The organism is Maricaulis maris (assembly GCF_003634045.1).
Taxonomy (GTDB): domain Bacteria; phylum Pseudomonadota; class Alphaproteobacteria; order Caulobacterales; family Maricaulaceae; genus Maricaulis; species Maricaulis maris.
The window spans coordinates 296,641-314,166 of record NZ_RBIM01000005.1; the positions used below are offsets into that span (position 1 = coordinate 296,641).

The following is a 17,526-nucleotide window of genomic DNA, read 5'->3' on the forward strand; positions in this document are numbered from 1 at the left end:
GAAACAGTCGCCAGTAGTAGAGCCAATCGACCATATGCCAAGCGATCAATCGACAATTGCCGACACGTCGCCCATCAGCCTTGTGGTTATCGACGACCATGCCCTGGTCCGCGACGCGATCGCCACCGTGGTCGAAATGAGTGATCATTTGACGCTCGATGGTGAAGCAGCCGATGGCCGCAGCGGGCTTGATCTGATCGAGCAACGCCAACCTGATATAGCCCTGGTCGACTTCTCCCTGCCCGACATGACCGGGGTCGATGTGATTGCGCAGGCCCGGGCCAAGAACAGCCGGACACGCTTCCTGATCCTGACCGGGTCGCCGCTCGATTCGCGCGAACGGCGACAGCTCGCCGGCATCGCGGATGGCTTTCATCACAAGGAAAACGGCCGCACCGCCCTGCTTGCGGCCATCAAGCAGACCTTGGCCAGTCCGCGTCCGCCGGAGCCCCCGAATACGGATGAGGCAAATGAGGCCTTGCTCAAAGCCGGCCTGCTGACGGACCGTGAACGCGATGTCGTGCGGGAGATCGCTCGCGGACGCAGCGTCGAACTCATCAGCGAACGGCTGGGCATCACCACAGCGACCGTCCGCAAGCATCGCGAAAACATCATGTACAAGCTCGGCGTCACCTCCTCGACCCAGCTGGTACGCACGGCGATGCAGATCGGCCAGTACTGAACTGCCATCGCCGCCGCCCAGACTGTCAAAACTCGTATCCAGCCACATTCAGACGTTGGCTATCGACGCCTGAACGGATATGCACGCCGGTTGCCCGGCAAGGGCCGCGATACGGAGAGTTCAACATGGAACATGCGCAAAATTGGGTCGTCCTGAAATTTGGCGGCACCAGCGTTAAATCGCTGGCCGATTGGCGTGTGATTTCCAAACGGATCGAAGCGGTGAGGGCGGACGGCAAACGCGTCTTCGTCGTCCATTCCGCCATCGCCACCATCTCCAACCTGCTCGACACGCTGGTCGCCAAGGCGGTCGACGGTGAGGGCGAGGACGAGCTGGCCGCGATCAAGGCGCGCCACCTGGAGCTCGCCGCCGAACTCGGCGTCAATGGCGAGGCCCTGCTGGCAGAGCATTTCGAAGCGCTCACCCGGCTGCGCGCCGGCCTCGCCCTGACGGGTGACGCCTCACCGCGCCTCAAGGCGCGCATCATGGCTCAGGGCGAGCTGATGGCGACCCGGCTTGGCCAGGCCTGGCTGGCAAAGGAGGGCACGGACTCGATCTGGCTCGATGCCCGCGACCATCTTGCTGCCCTGCCGGCCTCTGGTGCGCGCGGTTATCTCGCCGTCGACTGCCAGCATGACCGGGACGAAACCCTGTCACGCCTGTGTGCCGACCTGCCACCGGTGATCATCACGCAAGGCTTCATCGCGCGGCGCGAAGATGGCGACACGGCGCTTTTGGGACGCGGCGGGTCGGACACCTCGGCCAGTTATTTCGCGGCCAAGCTGGGCGCCGAGCGGATCGAGATCTGGACTGATGTGCCCGGCTTCTTCTCGGCCGATCCGCGCCTGACCGGCGCCGCGCGCCAGATACGTTCCCTCGCTTATGCCGAAGCCCAGGAACTGGCCTCGATGGGCGCCGGCGTGTTGCATCCGCGCGCCATCTCACCGGTCCGCAAGGCCGGGATCGAGATGCAGGTCTTGTGCACCCACCGCCCGGACATGTCCGGCACCACGATCTCGGTCAATCCGTCCGAGGATGCGCCGCGCCTGAAAGCGGTATCGGTCAAGCAGGGCGTGCGCTTGATCACGCTGGAAACCGACGGCATGTGGCGCGCGTCCGGCTTTCTCTCGCGCGCCTTCGAGCCCTTCGCCCGCCATGGCGTCTCGATCGACCTGGTGTCGACCTCGGAAACCTCCGTCACCGTCTCGCTGGATGATGATCCGGGCCTGACCCCGGATGTGCTCGGCGCGCTGGAGGACGACCTGGCCGAAATCGCCCGCGTCGAGATCATCGAGAATTGCGCCGCCGTCAGCCTCGTCGGTCGCGGCGTGCGCGCCCTGCTGGCCCAGTTCGGCCCGGCCATGGAGGCCTTCGCCCATTATCCGGTCCGCCTCGTCTCGCAGGCGGCCAACGATCTCAACCTCACCGTTGTCGTCGATGGCGATCAGGGCAAGCCGCTCTGTCGCCGCCTGCATGACCAGCTGATCCAGCCCAAGCCGATGGACAAGACCTTCGGCCCGTCCTGGCGTGAGATCGGCGAGAACCTGACCGACACCGCTCCCGCCGGAACCGGCACCTGGTGGCGGGCCAAGCGGCAGGCCCTGCTCGATCTCTGCCCGATCGATGGCGCGCTCTATGTCTATGACCTCGAGACCGTGAAGGCCCGCGCCTCGGCGGTTGCCGGCCTGAAAGGCCTCGATCGCGGCTGGTATGCGATGAAGGCCAATGGCCATCCCGACATGATCCGGACCGCGGTTGCGGCCGGGCTGGGCGTGGAATGCGTCTCGATCAATGAAGTCCACGCCGCCCGCAAGGCGGTGCCCGACCTGCCCGTCGACCGCATTCTGTTTACGCCCAATTTCGCGCCGAAAGCGGAATACGCCGAGGCGTTGGAAATGGGTATCCATCTCACCCTTGACGGACTGCACCCGCTGCGCGCCTGGCCGGAGATTTTCAACGGCCGCAAGATCACGCTGCGGATCAATCCGCAACGCCCGGAAGGCCATCACAAACATGTCCGCACGGCCGGGCCGGAAGCCAAATTCGGCCTGCATGCCGACGAGTTGGCCGAGGCCAAGACGCTGGCCTCCAAGGCCGGCGCTATCATCAACGGTCTGCACGTGCATTCCGGTTCGGGCATTTCCGATCCCGACCACTGGCGCCGCGTCGGCCTCTTCCTGGTGGAGACCGCCCGCGACATGCCCGATGTCGAAATCCTCGACCTGGGTGGCGGTCTCTCGGTCGATGAAGCCTCCGGCGTGCGCCGCATCGACATGGCGGCGCTGGACCAGGTCCTCTCCGACCTCAAGACCGCGCATCCGAAATACCAGCTCTGGATCGAGCCGGGCCGCTATATCTCGGCCGAGTCCGGTGTGCTGCTGGCCCGCGTGACCCAGCTCAAACAGACGCCGGATGCGCGCTTTGTCGGCATCAATACCGGCATGAACTCCCTCATCCGCCCGGCCCTCTACGGTGCCCGCCACGAGATCGTGAACCTCACACGCCTCGACGAAGCGGCCGCTTACGTCGCCGACATTGTCGGCCCGATCTGCGAAACCGCCGACCGATTGGGCGCCCAGCGCCTGATGCCGGAGACACAGGAAGGCGATGTCATCCTCATCGCCAATGGCGGGGCTTATGGGCGGGTCATGGCGTCGAGCTACAACATGCGCGAACCGGCGGGTGAGGCTGTGATCTAGCCGCCCGCCTCACCCCGACCCTGCGTTTTCATCCCGGATGGAAACGCAGGGCGGCGGCCGAGGCGCATGCGCAAACTCGCAAACAGTGTCAGGCCGATAACCGTCAGCACTGGAGCCGACAATGCCAGCGGCGTGCGCAGGACGGGCGGCAGTACGGAATTATTGCCGAAAAAGAAGATGAAGCTGGCGATGAAGAGGGCAAAGCCCATGCGCCAGATATGCCGGGTCAGGCGTTGGCGGGCATTCGCAGGTCCGCGCCGCAGGGCCAGGACATCAATGCCGGCAATCCAGAACGCCACACCGCCAAGGCTGTAGAAGGCCACGGGCGGCAAGTCGTTCAATGTGCCCGAGGGCAGGTTGGCGACCACCAGGCCAGAGCCGACCGCCGCGATGGCGACGAGGGAGATAAGGCCGGCGGCGACACGCTCGGCCCACCCGCTGATTCGGGCGGCGGCCATCCAGCCGGTCGTCACGGCATGCCCGGCCAGCAGGGCCAGGAAGGCCGTGAACAGGATTGAGCGGGCGAGGCTCATATACAGGCCGCTGGCGCAGAGCAGCAGCATCGAGACTACAAATACCCGCCCGGCCAAGCGATGTGTCAGACCGCCCTTGCGGACAAGAAAGGGCGTGCCACCGGCGAGAAGGCAGATCACACCGACCAAGAAATGGAGCTGTCCGACAAGCGGCAGGCTGCTGATGGTGCTGATCATGACGCCGCTCCCGGATGACGGCGTGACCGCTTGAACAGCGTGCGGGCGAGGAAGCCGAGGATCAGCAAGGCCGTCAGCCCCTCGGGCAGGGACAGCCATCCGCTCTCTCGCAACGCCTCGGGGAAGATGCGGGCACCCGGACCGGTGAAGAAGGATCCGACGGCGATGAAATAGGCCAGACCCATGCGCCAGAGATGGCGGGCGATGCGGTGACGCGGGGAGACGGTGCCGCGGACCAGCAGGGTCAAATCGGCGACCGCGCCCATCGCCGTCATCATGGCCAGCAAGAGATAATCCTCGGCGGCAAAACCGAGCAGGCGGCCGGTCTCTGTCTGCAAGGCCATGACAGCCAGTGTCGCCAATCCGGCCAGTCCGACGAGGATGGCGGCCAGGGCCGTCCACTCGAAAGCACCAGGCCGGTGGGTCCGCCAACGCGCCGTGCGCCATCCGGTCAGCACCAGGTAGGCGGCCAGCAGACCGGCGAAGGCGGTGATCAACAGGCGGTCGGGTTCCAGAAGGCCAATCACCGCGCCCGACAGGGCCGTCGCCAGCATCGAGACCAGGAAGAGCGATCCGGCAGCCCGGTGGATGGACTTGCCCTTGGGGGCCAGGAAAGCCATCCCGCCAGCGGCGACACAGAGCGTGCCGGTGAGAACATGAAAGAGTGTGAGCAATTCGGGCGTCATGCTGGATTCCTGATTTGGCCTGTGTCAGAGAGCGAGGCTCGCAACATGTCGGTTTGCGAATGTTTCCGCGCCTCGCCCTGCAGGCGCGGACACCGGACATGTCCGGGCCAGCCGGTCCGGACAGGCAGATTTCAGCAAGGCGCAATGCCCCCATGAGCCCATCCGCCTCTCTCGACCTGCTGCCATTTGCCCTGGCTTCGGCGGCAAGCGGACAGGCCCTGCTCTGCCTTCTTGTGGTGTTGAGCAGCCCGGCCGCAGCGCTGCCGCGACACTGGCTGGCCGGGCTTTTCACCCTGCTTGCCATCCTCGCCTCCGGCCCGGTCGTGGCGGCGATCCTGCCCGGTGGGCAAGCGCTGATGGCCGGGCTCCTGCTGGTCGCACTCTACGCGCTGCCGCCGCTGTTCTGGGGCTATGTGACGGCCCTGACGCGGCTGGGCCCGGACGCGCCTGCGGCGCTCTCGCTCTGGCATTGGGTCGGGCCGGGACTGGCCCTGGCCTGTGCCGGGCTGGTCTGGACGCTGCCCGCAGAAAGTGTCGAGTTCATCCTGGAGACCGGCGAACTGCCGGGCGGGACCCACGCTGCGGCAACTGTCCTGTGCGTCTTCGTCCTGGTGCTGGCCTGGAATCTGGTGTCGGGCGTCTATGTCCACCGCATCCTGTCGCGCCTGAACGCCTACAGACGCGCCCTGCGCGACCATTTCTCCAATACCGAGCGCCGCGAACTGGCCTGGCTTCGCGTCATGATTGTCGCGATCGTCGGCGTCTGGCTGGCGGTCATGGCGGTGCTTGTCTGGGACAATCTGGTCGCCAGCCTGACGCTTCCGCCCGTTGTTGGCAGCCTGCTGGTCATACTGCTGACGGTGATGCTGGCCGCGCGTGGCCTGTCACAATTCCCGGGCCTGGCGACGGTCGAGCGGGTCGACGGGGGCACGAATGTCGCCGCGCCGGATGACGAGACAGGCCCCAAATACCGCAAGTCTGCCCTCGAACCGGATCACGCCGCGCGCATCGCCGCGCGCATCGAAGCCGTCATGGTCAATGACGCGCTCTATCTCGACCCCAACCTGTCGCTGCCGAAACTGGCCAAGGCCATCGCCGTACCGGCCAATCTGGTCTCCCAGGTTCTCAACCAGAACCTCGACACCACCTTCTTCGACTACGTCAATCGCTGCCGGATCGCGGCGTCGCTGCCAAGGGTTCTCGCGGGCGATGCAACCGTCCTGACCATCGCACTGGATGTCGGCTTCAACGCCCGCTCGACCTTCTATACCGCTTTCAAGGCCGCCACCGGCCAGACCCCAAGCCAGTGGCGGGCCAGCCAGAGCACTGAGCCGGGATAGCGCGGCACGGACTGTCGCGCGCTTAGCGCGTCAATGGCACGCCTTGTTCAGGGCGGCGAGGCGCCAGTAATTATAGGGCAAGGGTGCAAGGAAACCGGCCAGCAGCATGATCGGAATCACCCACCAGGTGAGCATCGCGCCGCCGGTCAGCCAGACATCGACGCCATTCATCACCGCTTCCATGGCGATCATCGAGATGAAGGACATGCCGATGGCCGTCTTGAAGGCCGTGGCCAGCGCCATCTGCCGTGACAGGATGATTGTCTCCAGGGCGATCGAGGTCAAAAGCCCGTTGACGATGGCCAGGCTCATGACCGCCAGCATCGGCCAGCCGAAATCGAAGACCTGAAAGACGGCGATCGTGCCGAAATCGCCGATCGAACAGCCCAATAGACACCAGGCCGTATTCTGTGACGCCGTGCGCCAATGGCTGGTGTCGGACCAGAAGGCGGGGCGCGTCAGGGAAGATGCGGGGGCGGACATGTCATACTCCTTTGTCAGCAACCGTGCGGGACGCTAATGCTTCCAGTAACTGGAAGGTCAAGGAGGAGTTGATGCAGATCAGCGAGGCCGCCCGGCGGGCCGGATTGCCGGTCAAGACCGTCCGCTATTATGCCGATATCGGCCTGGTCCGGCCACCGGCGCGGACCGACAGCAATTACCGTGACTATGACAGCGCCGCGCTGGCCAAGCTGGTCTTCGTCCGCCGCGCCCGCGATTTCGGCTTCTCCATCCCGGAATGCCGCGAACTGCTGGCGCTTTATGAAGACCGCGACCGCTCGAGCGCCGATGTCCGCGCCCTGGCCGCCGCCCATCTGACCGAGATCGAGGAAAAACAACGCCAGCTCGCTGCCCTGCGCGACGAACTCGCCCATCTGGTGAACGCCTGCCAAGGCAATGACCGCCCCGATTGCCCGATCCTGGATCGGCTGGAGGCGGAATAGCGGCCCCCAAGACCATGCTTGCCTCTCTCCCCGTCATCCCACGGTCGCGGCATCGCCGCGATCCGGGGGACCTCGCCCACCCAGTCAACGAGCAAGCTGGGGTCCCCCGGATGCCCGCTTCGCGGTCCCCGTGGGATGACGTGTTGAGGGAGTGGAGGTAGAGGCGCGCGCGGCGCATTCCCCGCCCTAAACCACTTGCCGAGAGACAGCCGTATCCGGGTCTTCAGCTCAAGGGTGAAACCGCGAAGCGGCGGCTGCGCCGCCCTTGACCTGAAGACCCGGATACGGCCCGCTGGCTGACAAGAGGTTTATGGAGGGTTGTGCGCGGGGGCGCCCATCGCCCTATGGCCCGATCCACATGGCCACGCCAAATGCGAGATACATCAGGCCCCAGAGCCCGGCCTGTGTCCGGAAACTAGCGGTAGGTCCCCACCCCCAGCGCCGAATCAACGCATCAGCCTCATCATCTGTGCGTGCGCCGCGCCTGCGCACGAACCGACGCAATCCCATTGCCATCATTCCGCCGGCGCCAGCCCGCAGAAAAACAACGGCAACGTCATCACGAAAGGTCTTGTCCCTTATTTCCCAGCGGGCGAGCCAATAGGTGGCGGGGACAAAGGGCAACGTAACGAGACAGCCGAAGCCTATATCGACAAGGGTCGGCTGTTCTGCCCTGAGAATTGTCGTCATCACCGCAATCATAAGGCCGACGGCCATCAGATAGATGCTGGGCCTGTGATGTTCAGGAAGCTTTGCCTCATCGATTTGTTCGAGCGTGAAGTGCTCATCGACCAATCCAATCAGGCGGTCGATGAAGACCGGCGGATACTCTTCGCGGACGAGATCAGCGCGCACATCGGCCAGCAACACCTGCTTGTCGACGGCTGCCGCCAGTTCGGTGCCCCCTGCTCCCACGCTGCCCCTACTCCGCCGGCTCTTCCGTCTTCTCCACCTTCATCTTGTCGAACATGCCCCACACGCCTTCATCGCCGTGCCAGTCGCCCTTGGTGGCGCCCTTGGAGTATTCGGTGGCTCTGGCTTCGAAGAAGTTGGCGTGCTCGACGCCGTTGAGGATTTCCGACAGCCAGGGCAGCGGGTGTTCCTTGACGCCGTAGATCTTCGGCAGGCCGAGCTGGCCGAGGCGCCAGTCGGCGATATAGCGGATATAGTTCTTGATATCGTCCGGCGTCATGCCTTCGACCTCGCCGGCCTCGAAGGCCAGATCGATGAATTTGTCCTCCAGGCCGACCACGGTGCGGCAGCACTCGGTGATGTCGTCCTTGACCTCCTGGGTCAGGGCGCCGGTCTCCTCGGCGAAGGCGTGGAAGAGCTTGATCATGCCTTCGCAGTGCAGGCTCTCATCGCGGATCGACCAGGTCACGATCTGGCCCATCCCCTTCATCTTGTTGAAGCGCGGGAAATTCATCAGCATGGCGAAGGAGGCGAACAGTTGCAGGCCTTCGGTGAAGGCGCCGAACATGGCCACGGTGCGCAGGATGTCGGCCTCGTTCTCGACCCCGAAACGCTGCATGTAATCATGCTTGTCGGCCATGGCCTGGTATTCCATGAAGGCCGAGAATTCACTGTCCGGCATGCCGATCGTCTCCAGCAGGAGCGCGTAGGCGGCGATGTGGATCGTCTCCATGTTGGAGAAGGAGGCCAGCATCATCTTCACCTCGGTCGGGCGGAAGACGCGGCTGTAACGCTCCATGTAATTGTCATTCACCTCGACATCGGACTGGGTGAAGAAGCGGAAGATCTGGGTCAGCAGATTGCGCTCGCCATCATTGAGCTTGGTCGCCCAATCCTTGCAGTCCTCGCCCAGCGGCACTTCTTCCGGCATCCAGTGGACCTGCTGCTGCTTCTTCCAGAAGTCATAGGCCCAGGGATAGCGAAACGGCTTGTAGGAATGCGAGGTGGTCAGGAGGCCCGGCAAATTCTCGGTGGCGGTGGTCATGATGTCAGCTCTCCTGCTTGGCGTCAGCGACCTGGATGGCGCGCGCCCGAATCAATGCGATGAACACAACATATTGTGTTCTTGGTTTCCAAAACGTCTACAGCTTGATCAGGCTTGGCTGACCGCGACTGTGGAAACTGCCCGATTCTTGAAGCGGGGGGCAGACTTGGGCACATCACGATTTCTGTCGGTGAGACTTATTCCGCCGGTCGGACCCGCAACTCTGCCTGGCTGTGCAGCACTCCGGCCCGCATGACATGGGTCAGGCTGCGATAATGGGCGATATCCGCGCGCGGATCCTCGGCCAGGACGACCAGGTCGGCCATCAGCCCGGCCTGCAGCGTGCCGAACTCATCGGCCCCGTCCATCGCTTGCGCCCCGTTTCGGGTCGACAGGGTGATGATCGCTTCCGGATCGAGACCGGCCGCCTGCATCGCTTCCATCTCCCACAGGATGGAGGCGCCATGCACGGTCAGCGGATTTCCGCTATCGGTGGCGGTGGCGATCCGGCCGCCGGCGGCGTGCACGGCCATGAGATTGTCCTGCATGATCACCATCTCGGCACCACCCCGCTCCAGCGCCGGATAGGCCCAATTGGCATTGAGCCGGCCAGGCAGGCCCGGCGTCATGCGTTCGGGATGGTTGATGCGATCGAGCAGGGCGTCATCGACACAGCCATTGGGATCATCGACTGGTGCCGCCGCTTCGAACACCACGCTGGCCAATGCTCGCGTCCAGTTATTGCCGACAACCAGTGTCGGCGCATAAACCGCGTCACTCTCGGTCAGAAGGTCGAGGAATTCCGCATCGACCGGCTGGTCCGACACGCTGTGGACCAGCATGAAGGCACCGGCCCGCAGCGCCATCTTGGCTTCGCGCAGCGAGGTAGCGTGCACGATCATCGGCAGTCCGGCCTCGCGCGCCGCCGCGCCGGTCGCCATCAGGACGGCGTCGAGGCGCTCGCGATCTTGCTCGCGCGGCGCCAAATACCAGACCTTGACCGCATCAGCGCCAATCTCAACAAGGCGGGCGACATCCGCCTCCACATCCTCGATGCTCTGCATGTCGAGGAAGAGCGGCTGGTCGGCAGCACCCCCGGTCATGAAGGCCTGATTGCGCCCGGCATGGGTGATCAGGGGACCCGCCGCCCGGACGTGAGCGCGGTCCGAACGCGCCGTGTCGACGGATTGCTCGCCGGTCACCGTCCAGTCAGCGCCGCCCACGTCGAAGACAGCCGTAATCCCCGAACACAGCCAGGCGCGGTGCCAACGGTCCGGATTGGACCGGAGCTCGGCGACCACGTCGGAATAGGCATAGACATCCCGCACCTCGAAGGCATCCGGGCGGCCGTCCAGCCATCCGGTCTGGGCGAAATGGACATGGGCATCGACGAGTCCGGGCGTGATGTAATGGCCGGTCAGATCAATGCTCACAGCGCCCGCAGGCAGCGGACAGTCCTGCGCTGTCCCGATACAGCCGATCCGGTCGCCCTCGACCAGGATCACACCATTTTCGATGGCCGCCGCGCCCGTCCCGTCAATCAGGGTCGCTCCAATGATGGCGGATACAGGCTCGTCGCCGGACGGCTGTGCCTGGCAGGCGGCGCCCGTGAGGGCAAAAACGCAAGCGCCCGCCAGTGTCTGGATACGTGTCATGAAGCCCCCGATCATGGTGCAGATTTGCCAGACTCAGAGCCTGACATTCAGGCCGGCCCCGGTCAAAACCTGACCGCGTCCTACCAGCGCCAGTTCACCGTGACAGCGCCGAATTCCTCAGTCTCATCGAAGGAGCGGACACCGGCAACATGGCGGTATTCGCGGCGCACATAAGCCAGCGACAGATCCGCCTTGCCCATGCGCACGGCGATCCCGGCCTGGGCGTCGCCGATGACTTCGCGCTGGGTGAAATACATGGCGTTCTGGAAGTCGATCCCGGCACCGGGATCATACATCAGGGCGCGTCGGTCGGCCCCGGCGAAGACATACCAGGCGGGGCTTTCAGCCAGATTGTCCTGGCGCAGGTATTGGCCGACGCGGACTTCAGCGCCGGCGCTGGTGGCGGAACCGTCCGGACCGACACTGACCGCGGCACGCGGGGTAAAGCTGACATCAAGCTCCTGACCGGAGCCAGTGGTTTCGAAAGCGCGCTCATAGGCGACGGCAATGGTCGGCGCGCGCTCGCCGCGTGACAGGACCACGGGAGAATAGCCGTCATTGCGGGCCGAAAAGAGCTGATGGGCGCTGTCGGTGCGGACATCCTCCAGCACGGCCACCTCGATCACACCGGCTTCGCCGAGATCAATCCGGTTGCCACCCACCGGCGTCAGACCGGCCAGGGCATTGCCACCAATCGGGTCATTGCTGAGGGACAGCGCCGACAGGGCCACCCGCGCCGCATCCGGCGACAAGGGGCGGACATCGCCCTCGGCCATCATCTGTTGCTGGATCATTTGCGATGAGGATGCCCAGCCCGACGCCGCGTCACCCGGCTGCGTCAGCACCCAGCTAACGCCACCGAGCGCAATCAGCCCGGCCGTCAGTACTTCTGCGGCACGTGTCGTACCCATCACGCATCTCCCCCAAGCGCGACAAAAGCAAATCAAAGCACGCGATGCATGCTGATTCACCTGACGGGAGAAAAGGTTAACGCCGACACTCCGGCCGGTCCAATGAAAGGAATGTTGCAACGCGGCAGCGGTGCGAACCGGACACAAAAAAGGGCACCTTGCCGTGCCCTTTTTCGGCCGGTCCTACCCCCTCGGTCGGACCGGCGATCTGTGTGTCCCGCCTATTGGCAGGCGAGGCATTCCTCGTAATCGGTCGGGGCTGCCTCGGCCATGGAGACTTCGGCGTCGGCCTTCTTTTCGGAGCCGGCATAGGCGGCCCGCTGGATCGACTTCGAGCGGCAATAATAAAGCGACTTCACGCCCTTCTCCCAGGCCGACCAATGCAACATGTGGAGGTCCCACTTGTTGACGTCGCCGGGCAGGAAAATGTTCAGCGATTGCGACTGGCAGATATAGGGCGTGCGGTCGGCGGCATGCTCGATCACCCAGCGCTGGTCGATCTCGAAGGCGGTGCGGAACAGCGCCTTCTCGTGCTCGTCGAGGCAGTCGAGATGCTGGACCGAGCCTTCGTGCTCGAGAATGGACGCCCAGATACCCGGCGTGTTCATGCCCTTGGCGTCCAGCGCCGCTTCCAGTTGCGGGTTCTTGACCGTGGTCGAACCGGACAGGGTCTTGTGGGTATAGACATTGGCCGGGATCGGCTCGATGCCGGCCGAAACGCCACCGCAGATGATCGAGATCGAGGCCGTCGGGGCGATCGCCAGCTTGTGCGAGAAGCGGGCTTTCACGCCGGACGCTTCGGCATCGGGGCAGGCGCCGCGCTCTTCCGCCAGCTTCACCGAGGCGGCGTCAGCCGCCGTGCGGATGTGCTTGAACAGCTTGAGGTTCCACGATTTGGCCATGGCGCTCTCAAACGGCGCATTCATCTGCTGTAGGAAGGTGTGCATGCCCATCAGGCCAAGCCCGACCGAGCGCTCCTGGATGGCGGAATAGACGGCGCGGTCCATCTCGGCCGGCGCGCGGTCGATGAAGTCTTGCAGCACATTGTCGAGGAAGCGGTAGATGTCCTCGATGAAATCGGGCTCGTCCTTCCACTCCAGATATTTCGCCGCATTGAGCGAGGACAGGCAGCAAACAGCCGTGCGCTCCTTGCCGTTCTGGTCGAAACCGGTCGGCAGCATGATCTCGGCGCACAGGTTGGACTGGCGCACCTTGAGACCCAGCTTGCGCTGGTGGGCCGGCAGGGCGCGGTTCACCGTGTCGGAATAGATGATGTAGGGCTCGCCGGTCTGCAGGCGCAGCTCGATGATCTTCTGCCACAGCTTGCGGGCATTGACCGTCTTCACGACTTCGCCCGATTTCGGCGATTTCAGCTCGAATTCGGCATCATCCCGCACGGCTTCCATGAAGGCATCGGAGATGTTGAGGCCGTGATGCAGGTTCAGGGATTTGCGGTTGAAATCGCCGGACGGTTTGCGGATTTCGAGGAATTCCTCGATTTCCGGGTGGTGGATGTCGAGATAGACGGCGGCCGATCCGCGACGCAGCGAGCCTTGCGAGATCGCAAGGGTCAGGCTGTCCATCACGCGGATGAAAGGAATGATGCCGGAGGTCTGGCCGATTTCGCCGATCTTCTCGCCGATCGAACGGACATCACCCCAATAGGTGCCGATACCGCCGCCATTGGACGCGAGCCAGACATTCTCCGTCCAGGTGCCGACAATGTCGTCGAGGCTGTCGCCGACGGAATTGAGGAAGCAGGAGATCGGCAGGCCGCGATCAGCGCCGCCATTGGACAGGACCGGCGTCGCCGGCATGAACCACAGGCGCGAGATATAGTCATAAAGGCGCTGCGCGTGCTCGGTGTCATCGGCATAGGCCGTGGCAACACGGGCAAACATGTCCTGATAGCTCTCGCCCGGCAGGAGATAGCGGTCTTCCAGCGTCTTCTTGCCGAACTCGGTCAGGAAGGCATCACGCGACGGATCGATCCGGACGCTTTCAACCACGCGCAGATGCGAGGCATCGCCACCATGCGATTTGGGCTTGCCGCGTCGGGTTGTCGAAACCGTCTGGCGGGTCGATTCCACGGTCTGTGTCGCGGCGGTATCCAGTGGCGTCATGGTAAGTTTACTCCCCAAGCCCGAGGCAAAAAATCCCTGTTGCGCCAGCCCCAATGCTGCGCACCGAACAAACCCAAAGGTCGTTAGAAAATCTGTATAGTGTGTCGCTGTCGCCAGCCGACCCAACATATAGTGGATCAAAGGCGGGGCGCTGGTCAACGGGGAGAATGATCCTTGAGCGGATTTTTTGGTTAACAAACCCCTAATAAGATATGCGCCCCGTCACACATCGTTAACGGGGCGCATCTCCGTGTCCAACAAGGATTAACAGCCGTTAACCCTGGCTCAGTCGAGGTTCAGCAGTTCCGGGTCGCCGCCCTGGGCCGCGATGTTGATCGTCACCGTCCGCTCACCGGCGAAACGGTGAAGATAGTGCGGCCCGCCAGCCTTGGGACCCGTGCCAGACAAGCCTTCTCCGCCAAACGGCTGCACCCCGACAACCGCCCCGACCATGTTGCGATTGACGTAGATATTGCCGGCCGGCACCAGCGACTGAATTTGCCTGTGGAAAGATGCAAGACGCGAGTGGATGCCCAGGGTCAGGCCATAGCCCTTGTCCGCGAGCTCAGCCGCAATGGCCGCCAATTCCTTGCGCTTGTATCGCACGACGTGAAGAATCGGCCCGAACACTTCGCGCTCCAGCAGGTCGAGCGAGGGCAGTTCCACCAGGGTCGGTCCGAAGAAGAAGCCGCTGTCGAACCTGTCACCGACATCAATTTGTTTGATCACCCGGGCTCCCGCCTCCATGCGCTCGACATGGCGAAGCAGGATCTCCCGGGCCTCATTGTCGATCACCGGGCCGACATCGGTCGCCGGGTCGGCGGGGTCACCGACCTGAAGCTCGTCCATGGCACCGGCCAGCCCCTCGATGATCTCGTCGGCCGTGTCTTCCGGCAGGAAGATGACCCGCAGGGCCGAACAGCGCTGCCCGGCAGAGCCGAAGGCAGACTGGATGGCGTCGTCGATCACCTGCTCCTTGAGTGCGGTGGTGTCGACGAACATGCCATTGAGACCACCGGTCTCGGCGATCAGCGGTGCAATCGCGGTCTCCCGTGCCGCCAGCGAGCGGTTGATCAGGCGCGCCACCTCGGTCGAGCCGGTAAAAGCAACGCCGGCGGTGCGCGGATCGGTCGTCAGCGCCGCCCCGACAATCTCACCGCGCCCGGGCAGGAGGTGCAGCACGTCGGCCGGCAGACCGGCCTTGTGGAACATCTTGACGGCCTCAAAGGCGATCAACGGCGTCTGCTCGGCCGGTTTTGCGAGCACGGTATTGCCCGCCGCCAGCGCCGCAGCGACCTGACCGGCGAAAATCGCCAACGGGAAATTCCACGGGCTGATGGTGACGAAGACACCGCGCCCCTTCATGCCGAGATGGTTGGTCTCGCCCGCCGGCCCCGGCAGGCGCACCGCGCTGTCGAACTCGCGCTCGGCCTGGGCCGCATAATAGCGGCAGAAATCGACGGCCTCGCGGACTTCGGCGATCCCGTCGGCCAGGGTCTTGCCGGCTTCGATCGCCATGATCGCCAGCAGGCGATCCATCTCGGCTTCCATGGCATCGCCCATGGCCCGCAGGATGGCGCCGCGCGCCTTGCCGCCGCGGCGGTCCCAGCCCGGCTGGGCGGCAACAGCACTGTCAAAGGCGGTGTTCACATCATCGACCGAAGCATCGACCACGGAGCCGACCTGGCGCGACATGTCGACCGGCGACATGACCTGGTGCGCCGCTCCGTCGACCTCATGCCCGGCCACCAGCGGTGTGGCATTGAGCTCGTCTTCCCGATTGAACGCCTCGAAGGCGCGGGCAACACGCTGCCGCGCAGCGGCCTGCGACAGGTCGAGTCCGGTCGAATTGGCACGGTCCTCGCCATAAAGATCCTTCGGCAAGGCGATCTTGGTGTGGCGGTCGATTGTCTTGGCGACCTCGAACGGGCCGCTGGCGACCGTCTCGACCGGCACTTCCGGATCGAGGAAGGAGTGCACGAATGAGGTGTTGGCGCCGTTCTCCAGCAAGCGCCGGACGAGATAGGGCAACAGGTCTTCATGGCTGCCGACCGGCGCATAGACCCGGACCGGCGTGTCCGGATTGATCTGGGCGTCGGCCTGATAGAGCGCCTCGCCCATGCCGTGCAGGCGCTGGAATTCATAGGACTCGACACCGGCCTGCTGTGCCAGCTCGCGCACCGCCGCCAGCGAATGCGCATTATGGGTCGCGAACTGGCCGTAGATCGCGTCCGGGGCCGCCAGGATGACGCGGGCACAAACCAGATAGTTGAGATCGGTCGCCGGCTTGGTGGTCCAGACCGGAAAGTCCGGCCAGCCGTTCTGGTGCGCGTATTTGATCTCGCTGTCCCAATAGGCGCCCTTGACCAAGCGGACCATGAAACGGCGCCCGGTAGCGCGACCCAGCTCGATCAGCTGCTCGATCATCCGGCGGGTGCGTTTCTGATAGGCCTGCACGGCGAGACCGAGACCATTCCAGTCGGCCAGCTCCGGCGCCCGGGCCAGCTTGTCGAGCAATTTCAGCGACAGGATGAGCCGGTCGGCCTCCTCGGCATCCAGGCAAAAGCCGATATCATGCGACTTGGCGGCGATCGCCTGTTCCAGCACCAGCGGGTAAAGCTCCTCGAGCACCCGCTTTTCCTTCACCGCGTAATATTTCGGGTGCAGGGCCGAGAGTTTGACCGACACACCGTGCACGCTCTCCACCGGCCCGTCGCGGCGCGCCTTGCCAACCGCCTCGATCGCTTCGAGATAGCGCTTGTGATAGCGCGCCGCGTCCTTGGCGGTGCGGGCGCCCTCGCCGAGCATGTCGAAGGAGCACAGCTCGCCCTCGCCCTTCTTGGCGCGCTTGAGGCCTTCCTTGATGGTCCGGCCCAGTACGAATTCCTCGCCCATGATACCCATGGCGCGGAACACGGCGGCGCGGATCACCGGTTCACCCATTTTCTGGGTCAGCTTGCGCAGATAGGTGCCGGGGCTTTTGCGCGCTTCCGGATCAACATCGATCAGATTGCCGGTCAGCATCAGGCCCAGCGTCGAGGCATTGACCAGCCAGCTTTCCGAGCGGCCCATGTGTTCCGCCCAGGCGCCGTCGGAGATTTTCTCGGCGATCAGCTTGTCGGCGGTGGCCGCATCGGGCACGCGCAACAAGGCTTCGGCCAGGCACATCAGGGCCAGACCCTCGCGGTTGGACAGGGTGAATTCCTGCAGGAAGCTGTCCATCAGCCCGCGCGCCTTGGTGGTCTTGCGCGCCGTCCTGACGAGGTCGATCGCCGCCGTACGCACACGTTCGCGCGCCGCCTCATCAAGACCGGTCGCTGCGGCGAGGTCACGGACCGCCGCCGTTTCATCGGCGAATTTCACCGAATCGAGATCATCCCATCGCATCATGTCACGAGCCTGGACATTCATGGCTGAAACTCCCTATTCAGCAAATGAACGGCGCGGACAATGGTCCGGGGTTTTGACAAGGGCAAGCGAAGTCTTCCGCTCTTTTGTCTTCGGGTTCAGTTGCCTTGAACGGTCCAAACAGGGAACGCCCTTCGACTTCGAGCCAAACATTGCGCGGCGACGGGTTCAAGCCCGCAACGATCACAAATTTCTTGCCCGTCAGGGCCACGCCGGCGCCGATGTCTCCCAGCGCCTGGTCACTGCATTTTTCTGATGGTTGGCGCCAACCGCTTTCTTCGCTTCAAGCCGCGCCATTCACCGCTATGCTGTGCGCCGACATTGTCAGCCCGCCCGGCTGGGCGCGGCTGACCACCCGCACGACCCGGCGCCGCGCGCCAGACCGATACAGGATGCCATGACCGACGCAAT

General features: G+C 64.1%; 14 protein-coding genes. 5 read left to right on the forward strand and 9 right to left on the reverse strand.

Annotation, left to right across the window (positions count from 1 at the left end):
• Positions 1-34: 34 nt before the first annotated feature.
• Both C7435_RS16980 and C7435_RS12105 read left to right on the forward strand, forming a co-directional pair.
• Complete coding sequence (locus C7435_RS16980) at positions 35-682, forward strand: response regulator transcription factor (protein ID WP_170150458.1); 648 nt, start codon at positions 35-37, stop codon at positions 680-682.
• Positions 683-807: 125 nt separating this feature from the next.
• Positions 808-3,381, forward strand: coding sequence for a bifunctional aspartate kinase/diaminopimelate decarboxylase (locus C7435_RS12105; RefSeq protein WP_121211785.1), 2,574 nt, complete (start codon positions 808-810; stop codon positions 3,379-3,381).
• On the opposite strand, the gene C7435_RS12110 is transcribed toward C7435_RS12105, so the two are convergent.
• Together C7435_RS12110 and C7435_RS12115 are read right to left on the reverse strand one after the other, a co-directional pair.
• Positions 3,378-4,091: a DUF2306 domain-containing protein gene (locus tag C7435_RS12110; protein ID WP_121211786.1), complete on the reverse strand. Its 714-nt coding sequence runs from the start codon at positions 4,089-4,091 to the stop codon at positions 3,378-3,380. The genes C7435_RS12105 and C7435_RS12110 overlap by 4 nt on opposite strands.
• Positions 4,088-4,777, reverse strand: coding sequence for a DUF2306 domain-containing protein (locus C7435_RS12115; RefSeq protein WP_121211788.1), 690 nt, complete (start codon positions 4,775-4,777; stop codon positions 4,088-4,090). The genes C7435_RS12110 and C7435_RS12115 overlap by 4 nt, the downstream gene beginning before the upstream one ends.
• A gap of 152 nt (positions 4,778-4,929) precedes the next feature.
• Between C7435_RS12115 and C7435_RS12120 the strand changes: the two genes are divergently transcribed.
• The gene (locus tag C7435_RS12120) at positions 4,930-6,117 is read left to right on the forward strand and encodes a helix-turn-helix transcriptional regulator (protein ID WP_170150459.1); all 1,188 of its coding nucleotides are present in this window, start codon (positions 4,930-4,932) and stop codon (positions 6,115-6,117) included.
• Between the two features lie 30 nt (positions 6,118-6,147).
• Here the strand turns inward: C7435_RS12120 and C7435_RS12125 are convergent, their stop codons facing one another.
• A complete protein-coding gene (locus C7435_RS12125) occupies positions 6,148-6,600 on the reverse strand; it encodes a DUF4396 domain-containing protein (protein ID WP_075191607.1) in 453 nt (150 codons plus the stop codon).
• A gap of 71 nt (positions 6,601-6,671) precedes the next feature.
• On the opposite strand from C7435_RS12125, the gene cueR reads away from it, so the two are divergent.
• Positions 6,672-7,061 carry a Cu(I)-responsive transcriptional regulator gene (gene cueR, locus C7435_RS12130; RefSeq protein ID WP_121211791.1) on the forward strand — a complete coding sequence of 130 codons (390 nt, stop codon included), beginning with the start codon at positions 6,672-6,674 and terminating at the stop codon, positions 7,059-7,061.
• A gap of 342 nt (positions 7,062-7,403) precedes the next feature.
• Here cueR and C7435_RS12135 read toward each other — a convergent pair whose 3' ends face one another.
• The 6 genes from C7435_RS12135 to putA form a co-directional block, all read right to left on the reverse strand.
• Positions 7,404-7,976, reverse strand: a complete 573-nt coding sequence (locus tag C7435_RS12135; RefSeq protein WP_121211793.1) for a hypothetical protein — start codon at positions 7,974-7,976, stop codon at positions 7,404-7,406.
• A gap of 7 nt (positions 7,977-7,983) precedes the next feature.
• Positions 7,984-9,018: a ribonucleotide-diphosphate reductase subunit beta gene (locus tag C7435_RS12140; protein WP_075191541.1), complete on the reverse strand. Its 1,035-nt coding sequence runs from the start codon at positions 9,016-9,018 to the stop codon at positions 7,984-7,986.
• Between the two features lie 197 nt (positions 9,019-9,215).
• Complete coding sequence (locus tag C7435_RS12145) at positions 9,216-10,673, reverse strand: amidohydrolase family protein (protein WP_158025654.1); 1,458 nt, start codon at positions 10,671-10,673, stop codon at positions 9,216-9,218.
• An 80-nt stretch (positions 10,674-10,753) separates the two neighbouring features.
• Positions 10,754-11,584 (reverse strand): lipid A-modifier LpxR family protein, encoded by an 831-nt coding sequence (locus C7435_RS12150; protein WP_075191539.1) that lies wholly within the window; start codon positions 11,582-11,584, stop codon positions 10,754-10,756.
• 221 nt (positions 11,585-11,805) lie between these two features.
• Positions 11,806-13,707 carry a ribonucleoside-diphosphate reductase subunit alpha gene (locus C7435_RS12155; RefSeq protein ID WP_075191538.1) on the reverse strand — a complete coding sequence of 634 codons (1,902 nt, stop codon included), beginning with the start codon at positions 13,705-13,707 and terminating at the stop codon, positions 11,806-11,808.
• 285 nt (positions 13,708-13,992) lie between these two features.
• Positions 13,993-17,118 carry a bifunctional proline dehydrogenase/L-glutamate gamma-semialdehyde dehydrogenase PutA gene (putA, locus tag C7435_RS12160; RefSeq protein WP_121211794.1) on the reverse strand — a complete coding sequence of 1,042 codons (3,126 nt, stop codon included), beginning with the start codon at positions 17,116-17,118 and terminating at the stop codon, positions 13,993-13,995.
• Here putA and C7435_RS12165 point away from each other — a divergent pair.
• Entirely contained in the window at positions 17,117-17,371 is a 255-nt protein-coding gene (locus C7435_RS12165; RefSeq protein ID WP_121211796.1) for a hypothetical protein, read from the forward strand. The genes putA and C7435_RS12165 overlap by 2 nt on opposite strands.
• Positions 17,372-17,526: the final 155 nt, after the last annotated feature.

Coding starts and splice junctions, on each gene's coding strand:
- C7435_RS16980 (WP_170150458.1), top strand. CDS start 35: ATGCCAAGCGATCAATCGACAATTGCCGACACGTCGCCCATCAGCCTT.
- C7435_RS12105 (WP_121211785.1), top strand. CDS start 808: ATGGAACATGCGCAAAATTGGGTCGTCCTGAAATTTGGCGGCACCAGC.
- C7435_RS12110 (WP_121211786.1), bottom strand. CDS start 4,091: ATGATCAGCACCATCAGCAGCCTGCCGCTTGTCGGACAGCTCCATTTC.
- C7435_RS12115 (WP_121211788.1), bottom strand. CDS start 4,777: ATGACGCCCGAATTGCTCACACTCTTTCATGTTCTCACCGGCACGCTC.
- C7435_RS12120 (WP_170150459.1), top strand. CDS start 4,930: ATGAGCCCATCCGCCTCTCTCGACCTGCTGCCATTTGCCCTGGCTTCG.
- C7435_RS12125 (WP_075191607.1), bottom strand. CDS start 6,600: ATGTCCGCCCCCGCATCTTCCCTGACGCGCCCCGCCTTCTGGTCCGAC.
- cueR (WP_121211791.1), top strand. CDS start 6,672: ATGCAGATCAGCGAGGCCGCCCGGCGGGCCGGATTGCCGGTCAAGACC.
- C7435_RS12140 (WP_075191541.1), bottom strand. CDS start 9,018: ATGACCACCGCCACCGAGAATTTGCCGGGCCTCCTGACCACCTCGCAT.
- C7435_RS12145 (WP_158025654.1), bottom strand. CDS start 10,673: ATGACACGTATCCAGACACTGGCGGGCGCTTGCGTTTTTGCCCTCACG.
- C7435_RS12150 (WP_075191539.1), bottom strand. CDS start 11,584: ATGGGTACGACACGTGCCGCAGAAGTACTGACGGCCGGGCTGATTGCG.
- C7435_RS12155 (WP_075191538.1), bottom strand. CDS start 13,707: ATGACGCCACTGGATACCGCCGCGACACAGACCGTGGAATCGACCCGC.
- C7435_RS12165 (WP_121211796.1), top strand. CDS start 17,117: ATGGCTGAAACTCCCTATTCAGCAAATGAACGGCGCGGACAATGGTCC.
- putA (WP_121211794.1), bottom strand. CDS start 17,118: ATGAATGTCCAGGCTCGTGACATGATGCGATGGGATGATCTCGATTCG.